Origin of the sequence: Aestuariivirga sp. (assembly GCF_965227715.1) — a bacterium.
GTDB lineage: Bacteria > Pseudomonadota > Alphaproteobacteria > Rhizobiales > Aestuariivirgaceae > Aestuariivirga.
Genome location: NZ_OZ245771.1, coordinates 1,431,375 through 1,456,565, shown reverse-complemented (window position 1 = coordinate 1,456,565; position 25,191 = coordinate 1,431,375). Strand labels below are relative to the sequence as shown.

The 25,191-nt window shown below is 59.8% G+C and carries 19 protein-coding genes; 9 read left to right on the top strand and 10 right to left on the bottom strand.

Annotated elements, in window-relative coordinates:
- Positions 1–34 precede the first annotated feature (34 nt).
- Genes ACO06F_RS06975 through ACO06F_RS06965 form a run of 3 tightly spaced genes read right to left on the bottom strand, consistent with a single transcriptional unit; the run spans position 35 to position 3,607 of the window.
- Complete coding sequence (locus ACO06F_RS06975; protein ID WP_421695965.1) at positions 35–1,051, bottom strand: ABC transporter permease; 1,017 nt, start codon at positions 1,049–1,051, stop codon at positions 35–37.
- A gap of 11 nt (positions 1,052–1,062) precedes the next feature.
- Entirely contained in the window at positions 1,063–2,607 is a 1,545-nt protein-coding gene (locus tag ACO06F_RS06970; RefSeq protein WP_421695964.1) for a sugar ABC transporter ATP-binding protein, read from the bottom strand.
- 49 nt (positions 2,608–2,656) lie between these two features.
- Positions 2,657–3,607: a substrate-binding domain-containing protein gene (locus tag ACO06F_RS06965; RefSeq protein WP_421695963.1), complete on the bottom strand. Its 951-nt coding sequence runs from the start codon at positions 3,605–3,607 to the stop codon at positions 2,657–2,659.
- 311 nt (positions 3,608–3,918) lie between these two features.
- Between ACO06F_RS06965 and ACO06F_RS06960 the strand changes: the two genes are divergently transcribed.
- The 6 genes from ACO06F_RS06960 (at position 3,919) to ACO06F_RS06935 (ending at position 12,985) form a co-directional block, all read left to right on the top strand.
- Entirely contained in the window at positions 3,919–4,848 is a 930-nt protein-coding gene (locus ACO06F_RS06960) for an ABC transporter substrate-binding protein (protein WP_421696638.1), read from the top strand.
- A gap of 20 nt (positions 4,849–4,868) precedes the next feature.
- Positions 4,869–5,933 carry a quaternary amine ABC transporter ATP-binding protein gene (locus ACO06F_RS06955; protein ID WP_421695962.1) on the top strand — a complete coding sequence of 355 codons (1,065 nt, stop codon included), beginning with the start codon at positions 4,869–4,871 and terminating at the stop codon, positions 5,931–5,933.
- Positions 5,934–5,938: 5 nt separating this feature from the next.
- Entirely contained in the window at positions 5,939–7,900 is a 1,962-nt protein-coding gene (locus ACO06F_RS06950; protein WP_421696637.1) for an ABC transporter permease, read from the top strand.
- A 4-nt stretch (positions 7,901–7,904) separates the two neighbouring features.
- The gene (locus tag ACO06F_RS06945) at positions 7,905–10,322 is read left to right on the top strand and encodes a GcvT family protein (RefSeq protein WP_421695961.1); all 2,418 of its coding nucleotides are present in this window, start codon (positions 7,905–7,907) and stop codon (positions 10,320–10,322) included.
- Positions 10,323–10,325: 3 nt separating this feature from the next.
- On the top strand, positions 10,326–11,255 hold the full coding sequence (locus ACO06F_RS06940; protein ID WP_421695960.1) for a phosphotransferase: 930 nt from the start codon (positions 10,326–10,328) through the stop codon (positions 11,253–11,255).
- 107 nt (positions 11,256–11,362) lie between these two features.
- Positions 11,363–12,985, top strand: a complete 1,623-nt coding sequence (locus ACO06F_RS06935; protein WP_421695959.1) for an ABC-F family ATP-binding cassette domain-containing protein — start codon at positions 11,363–11,365, stop codon at positions 12,983–12,985.
- Between the two features lie 15 nt (positions 12,986–13,000).
- Here ACO06F_RS06935 and ACO06F_RS06930 read toward each other — a convergent pair whose 3' ends face one another.
- Genes ACO06F_RS06930 through ACO06F_RS06920 form a run of 3 tightly spaced genes read right to left on the bottom strand, consistent with a single transcriptional unit; the run spans position 13,001 to position 16,786 of the window.
- Positions 13,001–15,250 (bottom strand): xanthine dehydrogenase family protein molybdopterin-binding subunit, encoded by a 2,250-nt coding sequence (locus ACO06F_RS06930; protein ID WP_421695958.1) that lies wholly within the window; start codon positions 15,248–15,250, stop codon positions 13,001–13,003.
- On the bottom strand, positions 15,243–16,286 hold the full coding sequence (locus ACO06F_RS06925) for an FAD binding domain-containing protein (RefSeq protein ID WP_421695957.1): 1,044 nt from the start codon (positions 16,284–16,286) through the stop codon (positions 15,243–15,245). Before ACO06F_RS06925 ends, ACO06F_RS06930 begins: the two co-directional genes overlap by 8 nt.
- Positions 16,283–16,786: a (2Fe-2S)-binding protein gene (locus tag ACO06F_RS06920; protein ID WP_421695956.1), complete on the bottom strand. Its 504-nt coding sequence runs from the start codon at positions 16,784–16,786 to the stop codon at positions 16,283–16,285. Before ACO06F_RS06920 ends, ACO06F_RS06925 begins: the two co-directional genes overlap by 4 nt.
- Positions 16,787–16,961: 175 nt before the next feature.
- Here ACO06F_RS06920 and ACO06F_RS06915 point away from each other — a divergent pair, with 175 nt between their 5' ends.
- Positions 16,962–17,546: a TetR/AcrR family transcriptional regulator gene (locus tag ACO06F_RS06915; RefSeq protein WP_421695955.1), complete on the top strand. Its 585-nt coding sequence runs from the start codon at positions 16,962–16,964 to the stop codon at positions 17,544–17,546.
- Here the strand turns inward: ACO06F_RS06915 and ACO06F_RS06910 are convergent.
- A complete protein-coding gene (locus ACO06F_RS06910; protein WP_421695954.1) occupies positions 17,543–18,529 on the bottom strand; it encodes a L,D-transpeptidase in 987 nt (328 codons plus the stop codon). The genes ACO06F_RS06915 and ACO06F_RS06910 overlap by 4 nt on opposite strands.
- A 378-nt stretch (positions 18,530–18,907) precedes the next feature.
- Here ACO06F_RS06910 and ACO06F_RS06905 point away from each other — a divergent pair, with 378 nt between their 5' ends.
- The gene (locus ACO06F_RS06905; RefSeq protein WP_421695953.1) at positions 18,908–19,969 is read left to right on the top strand and encodes an alkene reductase; all 1,062 of its coding nucleotides are present in this window, start codon (positions 18,908–18,910) and stop codon (positions 19,967–19,969) included.
- Here ACO06F_RS06905 and ACO06F_RS06900 read toward each other — a convergent pair.
- The 3 genes from ACO06F_RS06900 to ACO06F_RS06890 all read right to left on the bottom strand — a co-directional run bounded on the left by ACO06F_RS06900 (position 19,948) and on the right by ACO06F_RS06890 (position 23,834).
- Complete coding sequence (locus ACO06F_RS06900) at positions 19,948–21,516, bottom strand: ABC transporter permease (RefSeq protein WP_421695952.1); 1,569 nt, start codon at positions 21,514–21,516, stop codon at positions 19,948–19,950. The genes ACO06F_RS06905 and ACO06F_RS06900 overlap by 22 nt on opposite strands.
- Positions 21,517–21,686: 170 nt before the next feature.
- Positions 21,687–22,697: an extracellular solute-binding protein gene (locus tag ACO06F_RS06895; RefSeq protein WP_421695951.1), complete on the bottom strand. Its 1,011-nt coding sequence runs from the start codon at positions 22,695–22,697 to the stop codon at positions 21,687–21,689.
- A 126-nt stretch (positions 22,698–22,823) separates the two neighbouring features.
- Positions 22,824–23,834, bottom strand: a complete 1,011-nt coding sequence (locus ACO06F_RS06890; protein WP_421695950.1) for an ABC transporter ATP-binding protein — start codon at positions 23,832–23,834, stop codon at positions 22,824–22,826.
- Between the two features lie 276 nt (positions 23,835–24,110).
- Here ACO06F_RS06890 and ACO06F_RS06885 point away from each other — a divergent pair, with 276 nt between their 5' ends.
- Positions 24,111–25,136: an aldo/keto reductase gene (locus tag ACO06F_RS06885; protein ID WP_421695949.1), complete on the top strand. Its 1,026-nt coding sequence runs from the start codon at positions 24,111–24,113 to the stop codon at positions 25,134–25,136.
- Positions 25,137–25,191: the final 55 nt, after the last annotated feature.

The following is a 25,191-nucleotide window of genomic DNA, read 5'->3' as shown; positions in this document are numbered from 1 at the left end:
GTCACCTCCATGAGGGGAAGCGTGCCCGCCCGTCTCAGGCTTTCCGGCGCCTTGATTTTGCGAAGGTATCAAAGGCAACGGCCAGAACGATGATGACACCGATGATGATCTGCTGGATGTAGGAATTCACATTCATCAGCACCAGACCGTTCAGCAGAACACCAATCAGCAGGCTTCCCACCACCGTCCCGAAGATCGAGCCTGTGCCGCCGAACAGGCTGGTACCGCCGATAACGACTGAGGCAATCACTGTTAGCTCATATCCAGTTCCTGCGACGGCTTCTGCGGAATTGAGCCGCGCCGCCAGGACGAAGGCGCCGAGGCCTGAGAAGAACCCCATGATGATGTAGACGCTGGTGATTATGGCGGTGACGTTTAGGCCGGCGAGTCGTGCGGCCTCCGGGTTTCCCCCCACGGCATAGATGCGTCTTCCATAACGCGTGTAGCTGAGAACGATGTGGGCAATGATCGCCGCCACCAGGAAGATGATCACCGGCACCGGCACCGAGAATATCTTGCCTTGCCCCCACCAGGTGAAGCCAGGGTCGAAGCCCGAAATAGGTCCACCGGCAGCGAACAACAATGCTGCACCCCTGAACACGGACATGCCGCCCAGAGTTACCACGAAAGCTGGCACCTTGAGCCTGGTGATCGCCACGCCCTGCAGAAGTCCGCCGAGCAGCCCGATGGCCACGGCAGCGAGCACCGCGAGCGGCCAGCCATAGCCGATCGTGTTGTCGCCCACGGTAAAGCGGTCCTGCAACCCGCCCTTGGCCACGGCTGCGGCGACGAGCCCTGCAAATGCCAGCAGTGATCCGACCGAGAGATCGATCCCTGCGGTCAGAATCACGAAGGTCATGCCAATCGCCAGAAGCCCGGTGATCGACACCTGCCGCATCACGTTGAACAGATTGACGGAGGATAGGAACCTCGGCTCCAGGATCGTGAAGGCTGCCATCAGCAGCAGTAGGAAGATCAAGGGCGCAAATCGGGCCAGGAAGGAAAACGCATCGAAATTCCTGTCCGTCTTGCGGGCCGTGGCGTCCGTCATTTCCTGCCTCTTCAAGCTGCGTGCTGGGACCCGATCGTCATCAGCGTCATGAGTTTTTCGGGCGTCGCGTCGGTCCCCATGATCTCGCCGGTCACGCGGCCTTCCCGCATGGTGAGGATGCGGTCAGCGAGCGACAGCACCTCGGGAAGCTCGGAGGAGATCACGATGATGGCGAGGCCGGCCTTCGCCATGCCGATCAGCAGATTATGGACTTCGACCTTGGCTCCCACATCGATGCCGCGCGTCGGCTCATCGACGATGAGAACCTTAGGCCGCAGTGCGAGCCAGCGCGCCAGCACAACCTTCTGCTGATTGCCGCCTGAGAGATTGCCGACCAGCTGGTCGCCGGATGACATGCGGATGTTCAGAAGCTCGCGGTATTGATTGACGAGGAGATCTTCCTTGGCAGCGCTGACGAAGCCTAAACTCGCGGAAATCCGCTCGAGGCTTGCGATCGACATGTTCATGCGGATTGCGAGGGAGAGAAACAGCGCCTGCTGCTTGCGGTCCTCAGGCACGAGGCCTATTCCTTGGGCAATGGCATCGCGCGGAGACTTTATGGAAACGGCGCGTCCATCGACGGTCACCTGGCCCTTGTCGAAGGGATCGGCGCCGAAAATGGCGCGTGCCGTTTCCGTGCGGCCTGCGCCCACGAGCCCGGCGATCCCCAAAATTTCGCCCTTGTGAAGGGTAAAGGATACATCATGAAGCTCGATGGCGCTGGGATCCGTGCTCTTTCGTTTGCGCGAGAGGCCGTCCACCGCCATAGCCACATTTTCGGTTCGGAAGGACTGTGTGCGCCGCTCGAGAAGACCCACTTCGCGCCCCACCATCAGCCGAATGATGGCATCGACATTGGTACCCGCGATCCTGCCCCGCCCGGCGTTGCGCCCGTCGCGCAGAACCGTGTAGCTGTCACAGAGTTCGAACACCTCTTCGAGGCGGTGTGTAACAAAGATGGTCGATACGCCGTCCCGCTTCAGCCCGAGGATGATCGTGAACAGCTTTTCGACTTCCGCCCGGCTCAGCGCGCTCGTCGGCTCATCCATGATGATCAGCCGGGACCGCATCGAGAGCGCGCGTGCAATCTCTACCATTTGCTGCTCGGCGACTGACAGATCACGCACCAATGCTTTCGGGCTGCGGTCGAGGCCAACACGTGCACAAAGGGCCTTTGTCTGCTCTTCCAGTCTCGCGAAATTGACGAATAATCCCGATCCAGGTTCTCGCCCGATGAAGATGTTTTCAGCCACCGTCATGTCGGGGGCTAGCGTGAATTCCTGATAGATGGTTGCGATCCCCGCAGCCTGTGCGGATTGCGGGTTTGAAAAGCTCACCTGCTGTCCCGCAAAAGTGATTGAGCCGGCGTTGGGAGCCTGCGCGCCGGAGAGGATTTTCAGCAGCGTCGATTTGCCTGCGCCATTCTCTCCCAGAAAGGCATGGACCTCGGCCTCGTCCACCTCAAAATTCACCTGGTCAAGGGCCCGTACGCCGGGAAAGGACTTTGAAATCCCGGTCATGCGGAGAAGGGGTGCTGGTTCTGCTGCAGTATTCATGAGCACGATTCCGGCCGGATGTTCATCCGGCCGGTTTATACCGTTATGCTTACTTCACTTCGCCAAGGCGTTCGGCGATGTTCAGATTATCCTTGGTCACGGCAACCGGGGTGAGAAGGAGAACCTTCTCGGCAGGCTTGGTGCCATCTTTCAGGAATGCAACCAGCGTCTGCACGCCAAGGGCGCTCTGCTGGCCGGGGAACTGCTCGATCGTTGCGGTGAGGCCGCCATCCCTGACCTGAGCCAGAGCTTCGGGCAGCGCATCGAAGCCGATGATGGTGATGCCGGTCAGGCCGCGCGCCTTGACGGCTTCCATCGCACCCAGCGCCATATCGTCATTGGCAGCGACGATCACCTTCGGCGGTTCGGCCAGCCCCGAAAGGGCGGCTTCCGTCACCGAGAGGCCCTTGTCACGGGCAAAACCCGCTGTCTGCTCGAACACGATCTTGTATTTGTCGCCCGCGGCATCCAGCACATTGTGCAGACCCTTGTTGCGGTCGATGGCGGGTGAGGCGCCGGACTGCCCCTGCAAGTTTATGATAGTGGCGCCATCGGGGTAGAGCGAAAGGATCAGGTTCCCCTGCGCTTCGCCCCCCTTCACATTGTCAGCACCGACATGGGCTAGGATGCCTTCAACCGAGGGCACCCGACGGTCGACGGTTACGACCGGAATATTGGCTTCAACCGCCTGCTGCAGGGCAGGCGCCATGGCGTCCACCTCATTGGGGCTGATCACGATGCCCTTGACGCCCTGTGTGATTGCGGCCTCGATGTCCGCCGTTTGCTTGGGCGACGACACTTGGCCATCACTCTCGATTGCCTCATAGCCCTGCTTCTCGATCTCCGCCTTGAAGGCATTCATCATGTGGACGAAGAAGGGGAAGCTAAGCCCTGGCACCGAGGCCAGGATCTTGTCCGCAGCCAAGGCGGCAGTGGATGTTGAAGCAACGAACAGCGCCAAGGCGCTGCCCACGAGCAGTCTTCTGGTGATGGTCTGCATTTGGGTCCTCCCGGAAAGTTACGTGACAGTGTGTTTTGTTGGCTGTCTTATTGATTTTCGAGCGGTCGAAGCTGTTGGCTGCCGCCTCTCGCGAGGCAAACCTTAGTTTGGGTTTTGGAACATGTCTACCGGAGCGATGGTGCTTGGCCTGAACGCCGCTCCGTCATTGCAAAAACTGCAACAATCGCAAGATTGACAGGCCGCCTCGGTTAGGTGGACAGTGCTGTTCAAGCCGCGGGAACAACCAGACGGCATTATGAGGAGCGAAACGCATGAACAGGATGAAGACCTGGAAATCAGGGGCGTTGGCCATGGCTGCCTTGGCCGCAATGTCACTAGCATCGGCACCCGCGAGTGCCGTAGAATCGACAGACCCCGTCAAGATTGCGCTGTTCGACTGGACCAGCGTGAACATCAACGCCCGGATCCTTGGGGATATTCTGGAAAAGCTCGGCTACAACGTCGAGTATCCGACGAGTGACTATCTCTCGTCGCTGACAACAAGCCTCACCAATGGCGACGTGACCGTGGGCATGGAGTATTGGGATACGACAGCGGGCGAGGCCATGAAGGCGTCCGACGCCACCGGCCAGACCGAGCGCTTGGGCGAGCTTGGTCCCAAGGCCAAGGAGGAGTGGTGGTACCCGGCCTATATGAAGGAAAAATGCCCGGGCCTGCCCAATTGGGAGGCCCTGAAGGACCCGAAATGCGCCGAGGCCTTCTCCACGCCTGAAACCGCACCCAAGGGCCGGTATCTGGGTGGCCCCGTCACCTGGGAAGGCTTTGATGATGAGCGTGTTGTGGCGCTGGACATGCCCTTCACCGTGATCCATGCCGGGACCGATGCCGCCATGTTCGCGGAACTCGATTCCGCCTATCAGCGGAAGGCCCCCATCATGTTGTGGATATATTCTCCGCATTGGGCGCCTGCCAAATATGAGGGCGAATGGGTTCAGTTCCCCGAATACACGGCTGAGTGCTACACAGACCCCAAATGGGGCTCCAATCCCGACAAGGCCTATGATTGCGGCAAGCCCCATGGCGAGATCTGGAAATATTCATGGGCTGGCATGAAGGACAAGTGGCCTCTCGCCTACAAGGTTGCCAAGGCCTATCAGATCGATACCAAAGAGCTCAACAAGCTGTCCGGCCAGGTTGATCTCGATGGCAAGACCATTGAGGAAGTTGCCGCCGCCTGGGTTGATGCCAATGAGGCGAAGTGGAGGGCCTGGGCGCAGTGAATGCTGCCCGGGTATCATGAATGACGACGACAGCCTCGGGCGCGGCGGCGCCGCGCCCAGTCAAGCTGTCCTGCCACAATCTGTGGAAGGTGTTTGGCAATAATGCAGCGCAGTTCCTTGCCTCCCATGGAGGCAAGGCCACTGCGGCTGACCTTGAAAGAGCGCATCTGGTGGGGGCCGTCCGCAACGCCTCGATCGAGGTGCACGAAGGTGAAACCTTCATCATCATGGGTCTTTCTGGCTCGGGAAAGTCGACCCTGGTGCGCTGCCTCTCACGCCTGATAGAGCCGACGGCGGGCGCTCTCGCCCTTGATGGTCAGGACCTGTTGAAGGCAACGCCTGACGAGCTGATCGAAATACGCCGTCACAAGATGGGCATGGTCTTCCAGAATTTCGCGTTGTTGCCGCACCTGAGTGTTCTGGAGAATGTGGCCTTTCCGCTACTCGTCCAGGGCGTGGAACGCAAAGCGCGCGAGGAACGCGCCATGCAGATGATCGAGCTCGTCAGCCTCAAGGGCCGGGAGCTGCGCTTTCCGGCGGAATTGTCGGGTGGCCAGCAGCAGCGCGTGGGCATTGCCCGTTCACTGGCTGTGGAGCCCGAGATCTGGTTTCTCGACGAGCCCTTCTCTGCGCTTGATCCTCTGATCCGGCGCGAAATGCAGGCTGAGCTCATCCGCCTTCAAAGCGTGCTCAAGAAAACGATCATTTTCATCACCCATGATTTCGACGAGGCGATCCGCCTGGCAGACCGTATCGCCATCATGAAGGATGGCGAAATCATCCAGATCGGCAAGCCCGAGGACGTGGTCAGCAATCCGGCCACGGATTACGTTGCCAAATTCACCAGCGATGTGAATCGCGCCAGGGTCCTGTCTGCGGGTGGCATCATGTTGCCCCCCTCGTCGGGTGCTCACGCCTATCGCCGAGTGAAAGCCAGCGCAAAGATCGAGAGCTTCGCGCCCGACATTGTTGACTCCCTCACCCCATTCGCGGTTGAGGACGCCGAAGGTCTTGTGATCGGCGAAGTGACGCCGCGTGCTGTCATCGAGGTTCTGGCAGGCAAGGGCAGGGGAGCGGGCGCTTGACCGATGTGACGGCCACAGGGGTACCATCCACCCGGAAGGCCGAAAACCTTGGTCAGTACATAGTGCTCGCCGCAGTGGCCGTGGCAGCGGCTCTATTCCTGTTCCGGGAGCAGTTGCCGGCCCTGTCAGTCTATCCGGATGGCGCTATCATTCCGTTCAAGGATTGGATCGGCGCCATCATGGCTTGGATGAAGGTGAACCTCACGTGGTTTACCCGTTCGCTGGCCGCGATCATGGACGTACCGCTGCGCTTCGCCTTCAATCTTCTGGCCAAGGGATTCAAGCTGGGCAATGGCGCGGATGCGGCCGTTTTGCCGCGTCTTTCGTGGTTGGGCGTGGTGGGGGTCATGGGCTGGCTCGGCTATCTCTACGGTGGCTGGCGGCTGGCGCTCCTGTGCGGCGGCGGCTTCTTCTTGCTTGCGCTGTTCGGGGTCTGGAACAACGCCATGCTCACCCTGGCGTTAATTGTTATTTGCGTGCCCTTCTGCGTCATCACCGGTCTTCTCACTGGCATCTGGAGCTATTATTCGCCGCGCTTCAACCGCTGGCTCATCACGCCGGCACTCGATCTGATGCAGACCATTCCGACTTTCGCCTATCTCATCCCCATGCTTCTCCTCTATGGCGCAAGTCCAGTGTCGGCTCTTCTGGCCACCGGACTCTTCGCCACACCGCCCATGGTGCGGGCCACACTTCTGGGCCTCAACAAGGTACCCTCCGAGATCAAGGACTTTGCGGACATGGCCGGGTGCACCGGCCGCCAGAAGCTGTGGCGCGTACTCGTGCCGTCGTCCAAGCCCTCGCTTATGATCGGCGTCAACCAGGTGATCATGCTGGCCCTCAACATGGTAATCATCTCCTCGATGATCGGTGCTGGCGGCCTGGGTTATGACGTGCTGCTGGCGCTCCGGGCCCTTAAAATTGGTCAGGCGATGGAAGCGGGCATCGCCATTGTCGTCATCGCCATCGTTCTGGACAGGCTCAGTCAGGCCATTGCGCGGAAACGGCCGGAAATCATTGTGGCAGAAGGGATCTGGGCCCGCCACGGCAACATCATCATCGCGCTGGGCCTCCTGGCGTTGACCACCTTTTTTGCCCTCTTCGTTCCCGCCCTCAGTTCCTTCCCGAAATCAATGACGGTGACGACGGCTCCTTTATGGAAGGCGGGAGTCGACTGGCTGACGCTCAACCTCTTCGACGCGATCGAGGCGGTGCGCGTCTTCGTGTTGCTGAACTTCCTAAACCCGATGCGGAGCGCCTTCGAGGCGCTCCCGTGGTTCGGCGTGCTGCTGGTCATCGTGGCCCTGGGCTGGCGGCTCGGGGGTTGGGGCCTCGCTCTGCTCGTGGGTCTTCTCGGCTTCTTCGCTGCGTCAACCGGCCTCTGGGTTCCTGCCATGCAGACGCTCTATCTGGCCGGTGCGGCAACGCTGGTGGCTTGCGTGCTCGGCATTCCGCTCGGCATGTGGGCCTCTCGCAGTAACCGGATCGAATCCGCGGTCATCCCCATCATTGATACGCTGCAAACCGTGCCGATGTTCTGCATCATCATCCCCGTCGTCATGCTCTTCCGCGTGGGGGACGTGACGGCACTGATCGCTACAGTGGCCTTCGCAATCGTGCCTGCCGTGCGCTATACCAACCACGGCCTGCGCCAGGTGCCCCCGCAGCTGATAGAAGCAGGCCAAGTCTCCGGTTGCACGCGCTGGCAGCTGTTTCGCTACGTGCAGTTTCCCGTGGCACTCCCGGAAATCCTGCTCGGCATCAACCAGACCATCCTGCTGGCCCTCTCGATGATCATTATCTGCGCCATGGTCGGCACGCGCGATCTCGGCCAGGAAATCTTCAAGGCGCTCGCCAAGGCCGATTCCGGCCGCGGGATCGTGGCGGGCCTCGTTATCGCCTTCATTGGTATCATCGCTGACCGGCTGATCACGGCCTGGGTTCAGAAGCGAAAACAGCGCGGGTAAGATAATGCCTTTCCGGCCAGACCGTCACGTTCACATCCTCATCATCGGTGGCGGTGCCATCGGCACCTCGCTTGCCTATCATTTGGCGTGTGACGGCGCAGAGGGCGTGCTGCTGGTCGAGAAAGCGCAACTGACCTATGGCTGCACCTGGCACGCGGCTGGTCTTGTGGGCCAGTTGCGCGGCAAGAAAAACCTCACGCGCTTGATGCAGAATTCCGTTGCCGTCTTCGACCGCCTCGAGCAGGAAACCGGCCAGGCGATCTCTTGGAAAAAGGTGGGCTCGCTCCGGCTGGCGGGAAGTGACGCGCGCTGGAGCGAAGTGCGCCGCGCCATGACCCAGGCGAAGAGTTTCGGTGTCGAATGCCATGTGTTCTCGGCCGATGAGGCGAAAAAGCGCTTTCCCTACATCACGACGGATGGCATCCAAGGTGCGGCCTTCATCCCTGGCGATGGCTATATCGATCCCTATTCCCTCACCATGGCCTATGCCAAGGGTGCACGCCAGAAGGGTGCGCGCATCGAAGAAGCAGTCTGTGTGGAGGAGATCGTCAGTGAGAACGGGCGCGTCGCGGGCGTCGTCACCAATAGCGGAAGCATCTCCTGCGATGTCCTGGTGAACTGCGCTGGCCTGTGGGCCAAACGTGTCGGCAGGCTCGCGGGCGTTGAACTCGCCGCTGGCATCGTCGAGCATCAGTACTTCCTGACGGAGAAGAAGCTCTCCTTTGAGGCCGATCTGACAACGCTGAGAGACCCGGACAATAATTTCTATTTGAAACCTGATACGGGAAGCTTTGCGATCGGCGGCTGGGAGGATGGTTCCAAAGGCTTCTACCGGGGACTTCCACCCTTCTCCTTCGGTCGCGAATTGCTGGAACCCAATCTCGAGCGCCTCGAGCTCTTCGCGCTACCGGCCGCGACCCGGCTTCCAGTGCTGAACGAGATTGGAATTCAGACGATCATCAACGGTCCCATCCCCGTCACGGCCGATGGTGAACCCATCATGGGCAAGGCGCCAGGATTCGAGAACCTCTATGTTGCTTGCGGCTTCACTGCCGGGATCGCGGCTTCGGGCGGTGCAGGCCTCGCCATGTCCAACCTGATCCTTCATGGCGATGCCGGCATGGATCTCTGGCCCTTTGACGTGCGCCGTTTCTCGGATGTGCAGGCTCAGCCCCGCTATCTAGAAGAGCGCGCCATCGAGGCTTACGCCGCCTATTACAAGATCCACTGGCCTGCCGAAGAAGCCCAAGCCGCCAGAAACCTTCGCCTTTCACCGCTGCATGGGCGGTTGAAGGAGGCAGGCGCCGTGTTCGGATCTAAAATGGGCTGGGAACGGCCCAACTGGTTTGCAACGCAAAATGTCGCGGCGGAGGATGTGCCGTCCTTTGAGGGTAAGCCCAACTGGTTTGCCGCCGTCGCGGATGAGCACCGCGCCATTCGTGAGCGCGCCGCCCTCATTGACCAGACCTCCTTTTCCAAGTTCGAAATATCTGGCCCCGGTGCGGAAGACGCGATGCAGTGGATTGCCGCCAATGATCTTTCAGGTTCACCAGGAAAGGCCGTCTACACGCAGCTCTGCAATGAGCGTGGTGGGATCGAGGCCGATGTGACGCTGATTCACACGGCACCCGACCACTTCTATCTTGTGACAGGCTCGGGCTTTGGTGTCCGCGATGCAGGCTGGGTGGCAGAGCGTTTACCGGCGCGCGTCGCCATCAGTGACGTCACCAATAGCCTAGCCGTTGTCAATCTCTGTGGACCCCTCTCGCGCGAAATCCTGCAGCAGGTTACGGATGATGACGTCTCCAACGCCGCCTTCCCCTTTCTCTCTGCACAGCGCATCGGCATCGGCTGCGCCACTGCGCTTGCAGTGCGTGTGGGCTATGTGGGTGAACTGGGTTTTGAGCTCTATGTACCGCAGGAATTCGCGGCCCATGTCTATGATATGCTGTGGGCGGCAGGCGCGCAGTATGGCCTCGCCAATGCAGGCTATCGTGCGATTGACTCCTGCCGCATGGAAAAAGGTTATCTCTATTGGTCGGGAGACATAACGCCGGATTATAATCCGTATGAAGCGGGACTGGGTTTCTGCGTTGCTCTGGGCAAGAAGGACTTTCTTGGCGCAGCGGCCTTGGCGAAGGTGAAGGCTGAGGGCGTTTCACGCAAGCTCTGTTCCTTCACTGTACAGGGCTTCGCGCCTTTCCACGGCGGCGAGGCGATCTTGCTCAATGGTTCAGTCGTTGGCTCAACGAGCAGTGTGGGCTATGGCCATACGCTGGGTCAGACCATCGCCTTCGGCTATCTCCCCGTGGAAGCCGCGGGGGGCGAGAGCTTCGAGATCGAAGCCTTCGGCCGCAGTTACAAAGCGCTGCGGGGTCCCCGTTGCCTCTATGACGCGAAAGCCGAAAGGTTGAGGGGGTAGACAATGGAAGACCAGCATCTTGAGCGCGCGCGGGAAACGCTCCTTGCCATTCCCCGATTCCGCACGTTTGATCGGAATTTCGGCTTGAAGCGTCTGGGTGGCCTTACCAACCTGGTTTTCCAGGTGAGTGACGGTAAGGACAATTATGTACTGCGCTTCCCGGGTAAGGGCACGGAGGAATACATCAACCGCACCAATGAAGCCCAGGCTGCAGTTGAAGCTGCGAATTCAGGCGTCAGCCCGGACGTGCTCCATGCGGATCCTGCAACAGGTGTGATGGTCACACGTTTCCTGGAAGACGCTGTCACCATGTCACCCGCGAAGTTCAAATCGATCCGCGGTGCACCAGCGCGCGCGGGCGAAGTCTTCCGCCGCTTGCACAACTCGGGTGCCACATTCAATTTCCGATTCGAGCTCTTCAGCATGATCGATGACTATCTGAAGGTGCTCACCACCAAAGACATCGACTTGCCCGAAGGCTACCATGATGTGGTGCGTGAAGCTGCCGCCGTGCGCGCGGCCCTTGACACCAATCCGCTTCCGCTAACCGCCTGCCACTGCGATCCACTCTGCGAGAACTTCCTCGATACGGGCAGCCGCATGTGGCTGGTCGACTGGGAATACTCCGGCATGAATGATCCCATGTGGGATCTGGGCGACCTGGCGATAGAAGGCGCGTTCTCGCCGCAGCAGGAGGAAGAGATGATCGCCGCCTATTTCGGCGGTGTGCCCTCACCCTTCGACAGGGGCCGCATCGTTATCTACAAGGCGATGTGCGACCTTCTGTGGACGCTCTGGGGTCTCATCCAGCACGCCAACAAGAACCCCGTCGATGATTTTTGGGTCTATTCCCTCAACCGTTTCGAGCGCTGCAAGGCCCTGATGGCCACGCCCGATTTCGACCGGCACGTTGAAGCCGTGGCACGGGGCTAGGCCCGCTTCTCGCAATACGCCTATTCCGTCGAGCCCTTGCCCTTCCACTGGCAGGGTTCATGGCTTATGGGCTGCGCCAGGTTTGGTATCCCGGGTTCCAGAGGCACATGATTCGTATCGAAAGCGTCAGCAAGCAGAACGGCCACCAGATCCTCTTCATTGAGGCGTCCGCAGCCTTGCACCGGGGTGAAAAAGTTGGGCTCGTCGGTCCCAATGGCTCAGGAAAGACAACGCTGTTCCGGATGATCACCGGGCAAGAGGAACCTGACGAGGGCCAAGTCTCCGTCGATCGCGGAATCTCCATCGGCTATTTCAGCCAGGACGTGGGCGAGATGAGCGGCCGCAGTGCCGTGTCGGAAGTGATGGACAGTGCAGGCCCCGTCAGCTCTGTGGCAGCCGAATTGAAGCTACTTGAAGCGGCCATGTCAGATCCTGATCGTGCCGAGGAGATGGACCAGCTTATCGAGCGATATGGGGAGGTGCAGGCCCAGTTCGAGGAGCTTGATGGTTATGCACTGGACAGCCGCGCGCGCGAAGTGTTGGCCGGCCTCAGCTTCAGCCAGGAGATGATGGATGGTGACGTCGGCGCACTCTCGGGCGGATGGAAGATGCGCGTTGCGCTTGCCCGCATTCTCCTGATGAAGCCCGATGCCATGTTGCTGGACGAGCCCAGCAATCATCTCGATCTCGAAAGTCTCATCTGGCTCGAGCAGTTTCTAAAGAATTATGATGGCATGCTGATCATGACTTCGCATGACCGAGAATTCATGAACCGGATCGTTTCCAAGATTGTGGAGATCGATGGCGGCGAACTCACCAGCTATTCGGGCGACTATGAATTCTATGAGCAGCAGCGCGCCCTGAATGAGCGTCAGCAGCAGGCGCGGTTCGAACGCCAGCAGTCGATGCTGGCCAAGGAGATCAAGTTCATTGAGCGCTTCAAGGCCCGCGCATCGCACGCCGCACAGGTCCAGAGTCGCGTGAAGAAGTTGGAGAAAATCGACCGCGTGGAGCCGCCCAAGCGGCGCCAGACCGTTCTGTTCGACTTTCCATCAGCGCCCCGCTCTGGGGAAGACGTGGCGTCACTTCGCAATGTGCACAAGCGCTATGGCAGTCGCAGCATCTATGAAGGTCTCGACTTCCAGGTGCGCCGCAGGGAACGCTGGTGTGTGATGGGCATCAATGGCGCGGGCAAATCCACGCTGTTGAAGCTGGTCACTGGAACCACCGAGCCTGATGAGGGCCGCGTCAACATTGGCGGCAGCGTGAAGCTCGGGTATTTCGCGCAGCACGCCATGGAACTCTTGGATGGCGAGCACACCGTCTTCCAGTCTCTTGAAGCCGCCTTTCCGCAGGCGGGCCAGGGCTCGCTGCGCGCTCTCGCCGGTTGTTTCGGTTTCTCTGGAGATGACGTCGAGAAGAAATGCCGTGTGCTCTCAGGCGGTGAGAAGGCACGTCTGGTGATGGCGCGGATGCTGTATGACCCGCCCAATTTCCTGGTGCTGGACGAACCGACCAACCATCTCGACCTGCTGACCAAGGAAATGCTGATCAAGGCGCTTTCTGAATATGAGGGAACCATGCTGTTTGTGTCGCACGACCGGCATTTCCTAGCGGCGCTTTCGAACCGCGTGTTGGAACTCACGCCAGAAGGCATTCACCAATATGGTGGCGGCTATACAGAATATGTGGCGAGCACCGGCCATGAAGCACCGGGGCTCCATAGCTAGTGCTAGCGCAATTTCTCAAGCGGCTGGCAGAAGGTCCCGGATTCGGATCGGAAAGCGCCTCACGCGAATGCCCGTCGCATGCCAGATGGCGTTGGCGATGGCGCCCACAGTTCCGGTTATCCCGATTTCGCCCACACCCTTGATGCCAAGAGCGTTCACATAAGGGTCATTCTCGTGCACGGTGATCACCTCAAGCCCCGTGACGTCGGCATTCACTGGCACATGGTATCCGGCGAGATCGGCGTTCATGATGCGCCCAGTCCGGAGATCGTATTTCGCCTCCTCATGCAACGCGAAAGACATGCCCCAGATCATGCCGCCCAGAAGTTGGCTCTCTGCCAGCATCGGGTTGATGATCCGTCCTGCCGCGAAAGCACCGACGAGGCGCGTCACCCGCATTTGGAACAGGTCGGGATCGATCTTCACTTCCGCAAAGACAGCGCCATGCGAATACATCGCATGCTGCGCGGCGGCTTCGGAATTGCGAGCACCGCTGCCGTTCCCCTCAATCTGAACTCCACCGTTCCGCGCAATGATGTCCTGATAGGATTCGCTTCGGCTCTCGTCACCGCGAACGTGGAGTCTCCCTCCTGACGCGATTACGCCCGCATTGCCTGCACCGAACAATGGTGATGCCGGATCGGCCGTGGCAACTTCCGCTAGACGCCTCACCGCATCTTCACCTGCCGCATGAAGTGCGCTGCCCGCTGTGGCTGTGTGGCCTGAGCCCCCGGCGATGCCGCCGTCCGGAAGGTCGGAACGCCCCGAGTGGAAATCCACCTTGTCGAGGGGCAGGCCAAGACTGTCTGCAGCAATCTGGGCAAGCGCCGTCCATGCGCCCTGGCCCATGTCGGCGCCGGCGGTCTCCACCTGGCCAGTGCCGTCGGGACGGAGCACGGCACGTGCCTTCGCCGCGAACATGGGGGCAGGGAACGCCGCCGTGCCCATGCCCCAGCCGGTGAGGAAACCACTCTCGTCACGCATTTCCCGTGGCCGCAAGGGCCTGCTCGACCAGCCGAAGCGTTCAGCACCACGTTCATAGCATTCGCGCAGGGCCTTGGATGAATACGGCTTGCCCGTGCCCGGCTCCGTTTCGGCATAGTTCTTCAAACGAAAAGTGAGTGGATCAAGCCCCGCTTTCTCTGCCATTTCGTCCATGGCGCATTCAAGCGCCGCCGAACCCGGAGCTTCCCCCGGCGCGCGGACAGGACCTGGTGTTCCCGTGTCGATGCGCACGCCATAGTGAGAAGAGCGCAAGGCTCCCGCTGCATAAATTCCCTGCGAGGCATTGGCTGCGGGTTCGACGAAGTCGTCAAAGGTTGAGGTCGTGGCCAGTGCCTCATGATCGAGCACTGTCATCCGCGCATCCTTATCAATTCCGATGCGGATCCTCTGGCGGGTTGCGCCGCGGTGACCTGTGGGACCAAACATCTCGTCGCGCGGCAGCATCAGCTTCACAGGACGGCACATCATGCGGGCAGCGAGGATCGTCAGTATCTGCGCACCGTTGATGATTGCTTTCGATCCAAAGCCGCCGCCAAGATAAGGGCTTCGGATCAGCACATTCTCCGGCGCAATGCCGAAGTAATGGGCAAACATCGCGCAGGAGGGAACGATAGCCTGGTTCGGCATATCGATGGTCAGCTGGTCGCCATCCCATTCCGCGACGATGGCGTGCGTTTCCATCGCATTGTGATAGTGCTCAGGCGTTTCATAAGTTACGTCGACTGCGGCAATGGCAGCAGCATGACCCGCTTCCACATCGCCATGGACCGTCAGGGCCCTCATGCCAAACGCGCCCGTCTCCAATTTGTAGGGAGTGGCGCCATCAAGCCCAATCCGCGGTGGAAGCGCTTCATAGCGCGGGTTCAGCAGTCGCGCACCTTGACGTGCAGCCTCGATGCTTTGGCCCAGCACCAGCGCGATGGGCTGGTTCGCATAGCGCACCTCACGGCTCTGCAGTGCCTCGAAGCGGAAGGAGAACATGAAGTTCTTCGAATCCGGGTCACCTGAAAGCGGTGGCCGGTTGTCCGGTGTGATCACGGCGGCAATGCCTGGGTGTGCCATCGCCGCGGTGCTATCGAGGTGGGTAACCTTGCCCCGCGCAACCGTGGCAGGAACGGTGACGGCGTGGAGAAGGCCTTGAGGATTGTTGTCCGCGGCAAAAGTGGCAGCACCCGTCACTTTGGCAATGCCATCACGGCGTGTAAAGGACTGGCCGGAATTGGAGCCAAATCGCTGCGGGAAGGGAATGGTCTCAGACATGGGCGAGCGCTCCGAAGGGTGAGGCAGGAAGGGCGGGGACCCGGTCAGGGGTTCCGGCTGCGGCAATCGCCAGTGCACGGATGATCGTGCGGCCAGCGAGGTCGATCTTGTAGGCATTGTCGCCGGATGGCCTCGCCTCCTTCAGCAGCATGGTGGCGGCTCGCGCGAAAGCATCCTGACCGGGCACCTGGCCGATGAGGGCGGCTTCGGCTTCTGCTCTTCGCCAGGGCATGGCAGCAACAGAGCCGAGCGCAAGGCGTGCGCCAGTGATCTTTCCATTCTCAAGTGTCAGCGCAGCCGCTGCGGAAACGAGCGCAAAGGCAAAGGAAGTGCGCTCACGAACCTTCAGGTAGCGCGAATGCCGACTGAAGGCAGCGGATGCGGCAGGTACTGTAATTGCGGTCACCAGCTCACCTGGTTCCAGCACAGTTTCGCGTTCGGGCGTGTCCCCGGGCAAGGAATAGAACCTGTCCACGGGAATGATGCGCACGGTATGGGGCCCGCGCACTTCCACGCTGGCATCAAGTGCGGCAAGCGCCACGGCAAAGTCAGATGGGTTGGTTGCGATGCAGTCTTCGCTCCAGCCCAATATGGCGAGGTTTTCATTTACACCATCGCGTGCTGCGCAGCCGCTGCCGGGGGTGCGGCGGTTGCAGGGGCTGAATGGATCCTGAAAATAGGCGCAACGTGTGTGCTGCAGAAGATTGCCAGCGACCGTGGCCGCATTTCGGATTTGTCCTGATGCACCGGAAAGCAGAGCCTCGGCGATGAGGGGTAAAGAATCTGTCACATGGGGGTCGCTTGCCAGATCACTGTTTTTCATCAGGGCGCCAATGCGCAATGCGCCATCCCCCATCAGTTCGATGCGATCCAGTTCTGCAAGGCGGCTGATGTCGATGAGCTGGCCTGGTTCCTTGGCACCGGTCTTCATCAGGTCGAGCAGATTGGTGCCACCTGCTAGAAAAGCGGAGCCAGGCTGCCAGGCCGCCACGGCCTCGCTGACGGAGGAGGCACGCGTATATTCAAAACTCTTCATGCTGACTTCCTTTCGGTGTCTGTCGCCGCATTCATGCGGCGCGTGGCGTCGCAAACGGCCTCGGTGATGCCTACATAGGCCGAGCAGCGGCAGAGATTGCCGCTCATTCCCTCGCGAATGCGTTCCCGGTCGTCGCCCGCCTGGCCTTCCGCAATGAGGCCTACTGCGCTCATGATCTGGCCCGGCGTGCAGTAGCCGCATTGTAACCCGTCATGCGCCAGGAATGCCTCTTGCACAGGATGGAGCTCGCCCTCCCGCGCCAGTCCTTCGATCGTCGTTATGGACGCGCCATCAAGGGTGACGGCGAGTGTGAGGCAGGAATTGATTCGGCGGTTATCGACTAGAACGGTGCAAGCCCCGCATTGCCCGCGATCGCAACCCTTCTTTGTTCCCGAGAGCTGAAGCCTTTCGCGCAGCAGGTCCAGAAGTGTAACCCGTGGGTCATCGAGTGTAACCTTACAGGACCGATCATTGACGGTTAGGTTGATGGAATAGGACATTCGTCCTCCATGAGGTTTACGCTGAATGTGGTCGAAGTTTTTGGTCGACTGCCGGCTGGTGCCGTGCAACGACAGGGTTAGTCCTGAAGTTCGAAAGAGATGTCTGGCACCATTTGCGTTGGTGTGGCTAATATACGGAGGGTGCCTCCGTTTATCAAGGGGAGATTTTCGGTTCGTGAAACCCGGCCACCGCAAGCCTCGTTCTGACGCAGCGGAAAACCGCCAGAAGCTGATTGATGCCGCAAAGGATGTGCTGGGTTCGGGTGGACCCGACGCGAGCCTTGAGGCGGTGGCCAGGCGCGCGGGCGTCGGTATCGGCACGCTCTACCGTCACTTCCCCACGCGTGAGGATCTGTTCCAGGCCGTCTACCGTCATGAGGTCGAACAACTCATCCGGCTGGCGGCGGAATTGCGGGAGCGCAATGATGCGCTGGAGGCACTGCGTGACTGGATGCATGCCTATGTCGAATTGGTTGCCACGAAGCGCGGACTTCTCGGCGCACTTTCGGTGGCCGTTACGGATGCATCCAAGGCAATGTACGCCGAACTCTCCGCCAGGGTTTCGGAAGCCGTTGACGGTCTGATTGCGCCCGCCGCTGAAGCAGGCGAGCTGCGGCCCAACATCAGACCTGAGGATCTGCTACAGGCAATTTTTGCCTTTTGCTATGCCCGGCAGCCGGAAACCGGCTGGAAGGAGCAGGTATTGAGGTTGCTCGACATTTTCATCGATGGGCTAAGGCCAGTTGTCAAACGGGGCTAGGACGTTTCGTCCTGGTTGAGGATCACGAAATCCTTGCCTGATTGGGTGTCGGGCGTGGAAGGAAGGTCGGTTGTCACCAGCAGGAGCCCGATATGCATGCGCTCCGTCATGGCATTCACCACATTGGGTTCCGCACGAATGCGGTCGACGACTGAGGTATCCACCGATTCGGTTTCGCCATGGGCGACCGCATGCCATTTCAGCCCCCCACCTCCGGCATTGCTGAGGATGAAAACATGCTGGCCAAGAGGCTGGTCAACGGGAGTGATTGTGGCAGTACCCGAGATGACCGTATTGCCATTTTGCATAATGGTAATGGTCTTGTCGGCGCTGCTGACGATCACCGAAACGGCCACGGCGTCCCCGTCATCGGGATCATTCGCCTTGGCATTCTTGAGCTTGGCCTCAGCATTGTCGATGTCCTGTTCGGCGTCACCCGTTAGCACCAGTCCCGGGTGGTCGATATCCACCGGGTCGGAATGTGCATCGGCGATGATGACGGCGGTGCCCACATGTGTGACCGTGAACAGCAGCTGCGAGAATTCCAGCGGCAGGCGCACGCAACCATGAGATGCCGGATAACCCGGAAGATTCCCTGCATGCAACGCGATGCCCGACCATGTCAGCCGGTTCATGTTCGGCATGGAGGCATCGTCATAAAGCGAGGAATGGTGGTCCTTGTCCTTCTGGAGGATGGTGAACACCCCCGTGGGCGTCGCATGACCGGGCTTGCCCGTGGAACAGGTCGAGACCGCAATACGGATGCCGTTCCGGTAAACAAAGACGCGTTGGTCGGGGATTGAAACGATTATCGCCACCGGGCCATCCGGTGAGCGCTCCGGATGCCAAGTGTATTGCCCCGGCTTCATATCGGAAATGTCCTCAACCATCTCGGCCAGGACCTTGCCCCCGCCAATCTGCCAGGCCGCAAAAAAGCCCGCTGCCGCAAGAACAGAGCGGCGGGTGAGATATGCAGGTTTCATCGGGAGTCTCTCTTACTTATGTTGCCGCCGAAATTGCACATACCGGGCTTGCCGGTCAAGCTACAGGCGGCGCAGCGGCGGGTCTTTCCGCTTGATCCGTCACCCAAGTGGCGCGCTGCTGGTGTGGAATGCCGTGGCTGCGATCCGACGCATGGCGAATTCCATCCTTTGGCTTAGCCTCTTGCGGCGCTGTTCATGGATTTCCGTTCCCTCGAAGCGCTGCAGCCTAACTATCGCGCAGGCTGGCTTCTGGATTCCGCTAACCCCATAAATGTACCATCTTGAATTACAGTTTATCGCCACCTATCTCTCGCAGGCAACATTCTGTGACGAGGTCACAAATGGCAAACTCGAACCAACACTGACGAGAGGTCTTTCATGAACACGCTCTGGAGCCCGGTTAAGGTCGGAAAGCTGAGCCTCAACCATCGCCTTGCCATGGCGCCGATGACGCGCAGCCGCGCGAAGCCAGATGGCACGCCGGGCGATTCGGCCCCCGAATACTATGCCCAGCGAGCCTCTCTCGGGCTGCTGATCGCGGAAGGCACCCAACCGTCAGAAGACGGTCAGGGATATACCACTACCCCCGGTATCTATACGGACGCCCATGTGAAGGGTTGGAAGAAGGTCACCGAGGCGGTGCATAAGGCTGGTGGCCATCTCTATATCCAGGTCATGCATGCCGGACGAATCTCTCATCCGGACAATACGCCCCATCACCGTCAGCCAGTCGCACCGTCAGCCATTTCCGCAGATCAGCCCATGTTCACCCCCACGGGCATGCAGAAGACGCCGGAGCCTCGTGCCCTCACCACGGCTGAGGTGAAGCAGACGGTCAAGGACTTTGCCTATGCTGCGCGCCGAGCCATTGAGGCCGGTGCTGACGGAGTCGAGATCCACGGCGCCAATGGCTATCTGATCCAGCAGTTCCTGGCGCCCAATGCCAACACCAGATCCGATGAATATGGCGGCTCGATCGAAAACCGCGCCCGCTTCGCATTGGAAGTCGCCGCGGCGGTCGCCGTCGAAATCGGTGCCGACCGCACCGGAATCCGGCTGTCGCCCCTGGGCAATTCAGGCGGTCTTGATGAAGGCCAGGAAGCTCCTCAGCTCTATCGATATCTCGTAGCCGAGCTCAACAAGCTGAACCTCGCCTATCTGCACATACTCCATACGGGCAATGAAGATCTGCTGCGTGATCTGAGGGCCGCATGGAAACATCCGCTTTTGGTCAACCGTCCAGGCGCTCCGCGTGAGGCGCTGGCGCGTGACGTAAAGGAGGGGCTGGCGGAACTGGTGCCCGTGGGAAAGCTGGCGCTTGCCAATCCGGATTTGGTCATCCGGCTCAAGAACGGCGCTCCTTTGAATGAGCCAAATCCCGCTTCCTTCTTCGGCGGCACCGAGGCGGGATATACCGATTATCCCGTTCTGGCGGCCTGAACCGGCAGATCAGGCATTGCGATGTGGGGGCTTGCTGAAGGTAACTCCGGCAAGCCCATCTTCGAGAGAAGCACCAGCGGCGCGATGCCGATCAGCACGATTGTCAGCGCATAGAGCGATCCATCCTCATAGGTGCCGCGCGCCGCTTCGGCATAGAGGGCTGTGGCCAGTGTCTCGAAATTGAGAGGCCGCAACAGCAATGTGGCCGGCAACTCCTTCACGCAATCCACGAACAGCAGAACGCCAGCCGCGGCCAGTGCCGGCTTCAGAATGGGCAAATGAATGTGGCGCAGCGTTCCCCCTGCCGTTTCCCCCAGGTTTCGTGCGGCGCTGTCGAGGGAGCCTGAGATGCGGCTCAAACCTGACTCGATGCTGCCGACGGGGATTGCGAGAAAGCGAACGGCGTAAGCATAGATGAGGGCCGCGCCCGACCCGATGAGAAGAAGACCCGGCCCCCGTCCGAACAGCGCCGTTGAAGCTGCGTCGATCCACTGGTCTAGTGCGGCAAGCGGAAACAGAACGCCAATTGCCACGACCGTTCCCGGCATGGCATATCCCAGGGCTGCACTCCGCAGACAGAATTTGGGGATGGGGCCGGGCCTCACGCGCCCTGCATAGGTGACGATCAACCCTGCGAGAAGCGTGATCAGCGTTGCCACCAGGGCAAAGCTGATGGTGTTGACGACAGACGCCACATAGCTCCACGAGACTCCATCAAACTGGACGCGCTTCGCGGCAGCCATGATCAAATAGGACAATGGTGCGAGAAACCCGATGACAATGGGAATGAGGCACAGGCAGAGTGCGAGGAGGCCTTGAACAAGCGGCAGGCGCCGCGGCAGCAGCGGGGCGTGCCGGAGTGTTGAGTTCGAATAACGCTGGTTCTGCCTCCCCCACCGTTCAATCCCCAAAAGCGCTGTCACGAAAACCAGCATGAACAGTGCAATCTGTGCCGCCCCCGGAAGGTCGGTCCGATTGATCCAGGTGCTGTAGATCGAAACGGTTACTGTGCGCACGCCGAGGAATTCCGACGCTCCGATATCATTGAGGGTTTCCATCAATGCCAGTCCAGCGCCGACGGCAATGGCTGGGCGTGCCAGCGGCAGGGCCACGCACCAGAACACGGCCTTGCGGCTCACGCCCAAAGTCCGGGAGACATCGATGAAGCTTGCCGCTTGCATCAGAAACATGGCCCGCGTGGTAACATAGACATAGGGGTAGAGTACGAAGGACAAGAGGAATATGCAGCCCGCAATCGAACGGATGTCGGGCAGCCGCAATTGCTGCGGGCTCTCATAGCCGAGCACATATCTGATCGCCGATTGAATCGGCCCGATGGGATGCAAGAGATCTAAATAGGCATAGGCGATGATATAAGTCGGAAAGGCTAGAGGCAGAAGCAGCGCCCAGCTGACCATCCGCCGCCAAGGAAAATCATGTGCGGTCACCAGCCAGGCGGCACCCGTGCCCATCAGGATGACCAGGCTTCCAACACCCGCCAGTAGAACGGCCGAGTTCCGAAGCGCCACGGGAAGAACAGTGGCCATCAGATGGCCAAGCACCTCACCGTTGCCTTGCAGAGCAATGCAAATGATTGCCAGGACAGGCGCCGCGGCAAGCAGGGCGATGCCTACCGAAAGTAGCACCCAAATGCTTCGGGGCCGGCGAGGCCGCCAGCCCAGAGTCAATGCTTGTGAAAGCGGCACGCGATCAAGACTCAGTTGTCGAAGCCTACTTTATCAATCAGCTCCGTTGCTGCCTTGCGGTTCTTCACGATCTCCGCCAGCGGCAAGTTGTCGATGGTCACTTCCCCAAAGGAAGCAATGATCGGATCGACCGCAACACCCTTCTTCACCGGATATTCGTAGTTGGCCCCAGCATAGATTTTCTGGGCCTCATCAGATACCAGGAATTCCATCAGCTTCACGGCCTCGTCCCTGTTAGGCGCATTCTTGGCGAGAACCACGCCGTTGATATTCACATGGGTGCCCCCATTCGTGAAGGTGGGCAGCTTCACATTGATGCCATCGCCCCAGGGGCGCTGCTCCGGGCCGCCGCTACCTGAGCGCATCAGCCCCACATAATAGGAGTTCGCGAGACCGATCTTGCAGATGCCGCCGACGATGTCCTTCGCCACGTCACGGTCACCACCGCCGGGCTTTCTTGCCAGATTGTCTCGAAGGCCCGTAAGCCATTTGGCAGTGTCTTCCTCGCCATGATGGCTGATATAGGCCGCCGTCAGCGCCGTGTTGTAGGGGTGCTGGCCTGACCTTATGCAAACCTGCCCCTTGTATTTGGGGTCTGCCAGATCTTCATAATGGATTGTCTCGATATCAAGGTCTTTTGCCGCATAGATCACGCGGGCCCGCCAGGACAATCCGAACCACTGGTCATCCGCGGCACGGAGCTCCGCCGGGATGGCAGATTTCAGTACCTTGGACTGAACGGGCTGCGTTAAACCTTTGTCCACCAGATCGATCAGATTGCCGGCATCGACCGCCATCATGATGTCTGCAGGTGAGCTTGCACCCTCTGCCGCAATCCGCTCGGCCATGCCATCTTTCAGGAACACGACATTAATCTTGGTACCCGTCGATTTGCTGTAGGCTTCGAGCAGCGGTTGCACCAGCTTTGGCTCACGGGTCGTGTAGATGTTCACTTCTGCCGCAGTGGCCTGGGCAGTGCCAAACACCGTAAGCGAGAGCATGAGGGTAGCGAGGTGTCGCATGAGATGTGGTCCTTTCGTTGCAAGCCTCGAAATCCGAGTGGCGTAGTCAACTAATTAACCGAGCGCATTTGTCAACTATTTTCCGACGTGCGTTCAGGCGCCCGAAAGCGTCAACATTACAATTCGTTAATCTGGAAAGGCCAGCACACCTAAGGATGGAACAGCAAGGCTGACCCGCTCTACATCGGGCGGAAGAAGAAAGGGGATGTGCACCGACAGTTCGACGGAACTGTCCCTTAGCCGCACCAGCAGAACCTCTCCTTCACCCCGGAAACTCCGGCTCAGGATCTGGGCCGGCAGGCCGTCCCCGTCCTTCGAAACTGCAATGGACTGCGGCCGCAGGTAGACGGTCACCGCACTGTCCTCGGCCGACTCGAAGGCCGCGGGAAAAACACCCAGCGCGGTCACACAGGATCCGCCGCGGTAGCGTCCGGCGATCTTGTTGTATGCACTGAAGTATTCGGCCGTGTAGCGCGTCGTGGGGTGATAATAGAGCTCATAGGGAGTGCCCACCTGCAGGACGCGTCCCTCCCGCATCAAGATGATGCGGTCGCTGGAGGCGAGAGCCTCCTCCGGATCATGAGTCACGAGAATCGTCGTGGTTCCCAGTTCGCGGAGGATCGCCAATGTTTCAAGCCGAATGCTGTCAGCCAGCCTGCGGTCGAGATTAGAGAAAGGCTCATCCATGACCAGGATGGGAGGCTCCGGAGTCAGTGCCCGCGCCAGCGCCACGCGCTGCTGCTCCCCGCCTGACAACATATGTGGAAACTTGAAACGCAAATGCTGAAGCTTCAGGCGCTCGATGATCCGGTCAAGACGATTCGCCACTTCGGAGGGGGGAAGCTTCCTGATTCCGAAGCGGATGTTGTCCTCCACGCTCAGATGCGGAAACAGCGCATAGTCTTGCAGCATGTAGCCCACATGGCGGTGTTCGGGTTCGACCAGGGATTGGCCGTCAGCAACCATCTTCCCGAACAGCCGCACCGACCCGCTGTGATCGCCATCGATCCCCGAGATGATGCGCAGCAGTGAAGACTTACCGCAGCCCGATGGCCCGATCAGTGCCACGACTTCGCCAGGATAGATACTGAACGAGACGTCCTGCAGCACGCTCACGTCACCAAAGCGGCGTGACACTGCTGAAACTTCTACAGCAGGCTCTCTCACCTTCTCAATCGTCCTCACCTATTTCATCTCGTCCTTTGTTCCGGGCCACTCGTTAGCTGAAGAAAGCTGCGTTTTCCATGCCTGCGCGAAGGCGCAGCGGCAAGGCGGCCTCCCAATCGCCGGAGAAACTCCGAAGCATATGCGCAAGGGGCATTTGCTGACGGCGTGGCAATTCTGCGCGACTGCTCTTATAAGGCTCTTTCCCAACACCAGGCAGACGCAGCATCAGGAAGAGGCTCCCCCAAAATGGAATACCGGCAACTTGGACGTTCAGGCTTCACTGTTCCCGTGCTGAGTTTCGGTACGGGTACTTTCGGCGGCGGCACCGACTTCTTCAAGGCCTGGGGCGATACGGATGCCAAGGGCGCCTCCCGGCTCATCGACATCTGCCTCGATCATGGGCTGACGATGTTCGATTCCGCCGATGTCTATTCGAAGGGCCTCGCAGAAGAAGTGCTCGGCGCCGCAATCAAGGGCCGTCGCAGCCAGGTGATCATCTCGACCAAGGCCACATTCCGTTTCAGCGACGCACGCAACGATGTGGGTTCGTCACGGGCGCATCTCATCGAGGCGGTGAACGGTTCGCTCAAGCGCCTCGGCACCGACCATATCGACCTTTTCCAGCTCCATGGTTTCGATGCCATGACCCCGATGGAAGAAGTCATGGGAACGCTGGACGATCTCGTGACGGCAGGCAAGATCCGCTATACGGGGTGCTCCAATTTTTCCGGCTGGCATCTCATGAAGTCACTTGCCGTTTCCGAGAAATATGGCCTCGTCCGCCACGTCGCCCACCAGGCCTATTATTCCCTGATCGGGCGTCACTATGAGTGGGAATTGATGCCGCTGGGCCTCGATCAGGGCGTCTCGGCTGTTGTCTGGAGTCCCCTGGGCTGGGGGCGTCTCACCGGAAAGCTGAGGCGCGGGGTGCCTCTTCCCGCCATCAGCCGCCTCCACAAGACCGCTGAAAATGGGCCGCCGGTGCCGGACGAGCTTCTGTATCGGGTGGTGGACGCGATGGATGAAATTGCCGCCGAGACGGGAAAGTCCATTCCGCAGATCGCCCTCAACTGGCTGCTGCACCGGCCGACCGTGGCGAACATCATCGTGGGCGCCCGCAACGAAGCCCAGTTGAAGGAAAATCTCGGCACCATCGGCTGGGCACTGACGAAAGAGCAGATTGCAAAACTCGATCAGGCAAGTGCCACCACCAAGATCTACCCCTATTGGCACCAGGAAGAATTCGTTGAGCGCAATCCGCTGCCGGCGTGACACTTTGGGAGTTTCGGCCGGCAAAGAGCAACGCCAGTCCAACCAGTGGGGGGAA

Bases quoted from the DNA above. Each gene is read 5' to 3' on its own strand.
- ACO06F_RS06975 (WP_421695965.1), bottom strand. From the start codon at position 1,051: ATGACGGACGCCACGGCCCGCAAGACGGACAGGAATTTCGATGCGTTT.
- ACO06F_RS06970 (WP_421695964.1), bottom strand. From the start codon at position 2,607: ATGAATACTGCAGCAGAACCAGCACCCCTTCTCCGCATGACCGGGATT.
- ACO06F_RS06965 (WP_421695963.1), bottom strand. From the start codon at position 3,607: ATGCAGACCATCACCAGAAGACTGCTCGTGGGCAGCGCCTTGGCGCTG.
- ACO06F_RS06960 (WP_421696638.1), top strand. From the start codon at position 3,919: ATGGCTGCCTTGGCCGCAATGTCACTAGCATCGGCACCCGCGAGTGCC.
- ACO06F_RS06955 (WP_421695962.1), top strand. From the start codon at position 4,869: ATGACGACGACAGCCTCGGGCGCGGCGGCGCCGCGCCCAGTCAAGCTG.
- ACO06F_RS06945 (WP_421695961.1), top strand. From the start codon at position 7,905: ATGCCTTTCCGGCCAGACCGTCACGTTCACATCCTCATCATCGGTGGC.
- ACO06F_RS06940 (WP_421695960.1), top strand. From the start codon at position 10,326: ATGGAAGACCAGCATCTTGAGCGCGCGCGGGAAACGCTCCTTGCCATT.
- ACO06F_RS06935 (WP_421695959.1), top strand. From the start codon at position 11,363: ATGATTCGTATCGAAAGCGTCAGCAAGCAGAACGGCCACCAGATCCTC.
- ACO06F_RS06930 (WP_421695958.1), bottom strand. From the start codon at position 15,250: ATGTCTGAGACCATTCCCTTCCCGCAGCGATTTGGCTCCAATTCCGGC.
- ACO06F_RS06925 (WP_421695957.1), bottom strand. From the start codon at position 16,286: ATGAAGAGTTTTGAATATACGCGTGCCTCCTCCGTCAGCGAGGCCGTG.
- ACO06F_RS06920 (WP_421695956.1), bottom strand. From the start codon at position 16,786: ATGTCCTATTCCATCAACCTAACCGTCAATGATCGGTCCTGTAAGGTT.
- ACO06F_RS06910 (WP_421695954.1), bottom strand. From the start codon at position 18,529: ATGAAACCTGCATATCTCACCCGCCGCTCTGTTCTTGCGGCAGCGGGC.
- ACO06F_RS06905 (WP_421695953.1), top strand. From the start codon at position 18,908: ATGAACACGCTCTGGAGCCCGGTTAAGGTCGGAAAGCTGAGCCTCAAC.
- ACO06F_RS06900 (WP_421695952.1), bottom strand. From the start codon at position 21,516: ATGGCCACTGTTCTTCCCGTGGCGCTTCGGAACTCGGCCGTTCTACTG.
- ACO06F_RS06895 (WP_421695951.1), bottom strand. From the start codon at position 22,697: ATGCGACACCTCGCTACCCTCATGCTCTCGCTTACGGTGTTTGGCACT.
- ACO06F_RS06885 (WP_421695949.1), top strand. From the start codon at position 24,111: ATGGAATACCGGCAACTTGGACGTTCAGGCTTCACTGTTCCCGTGCTG.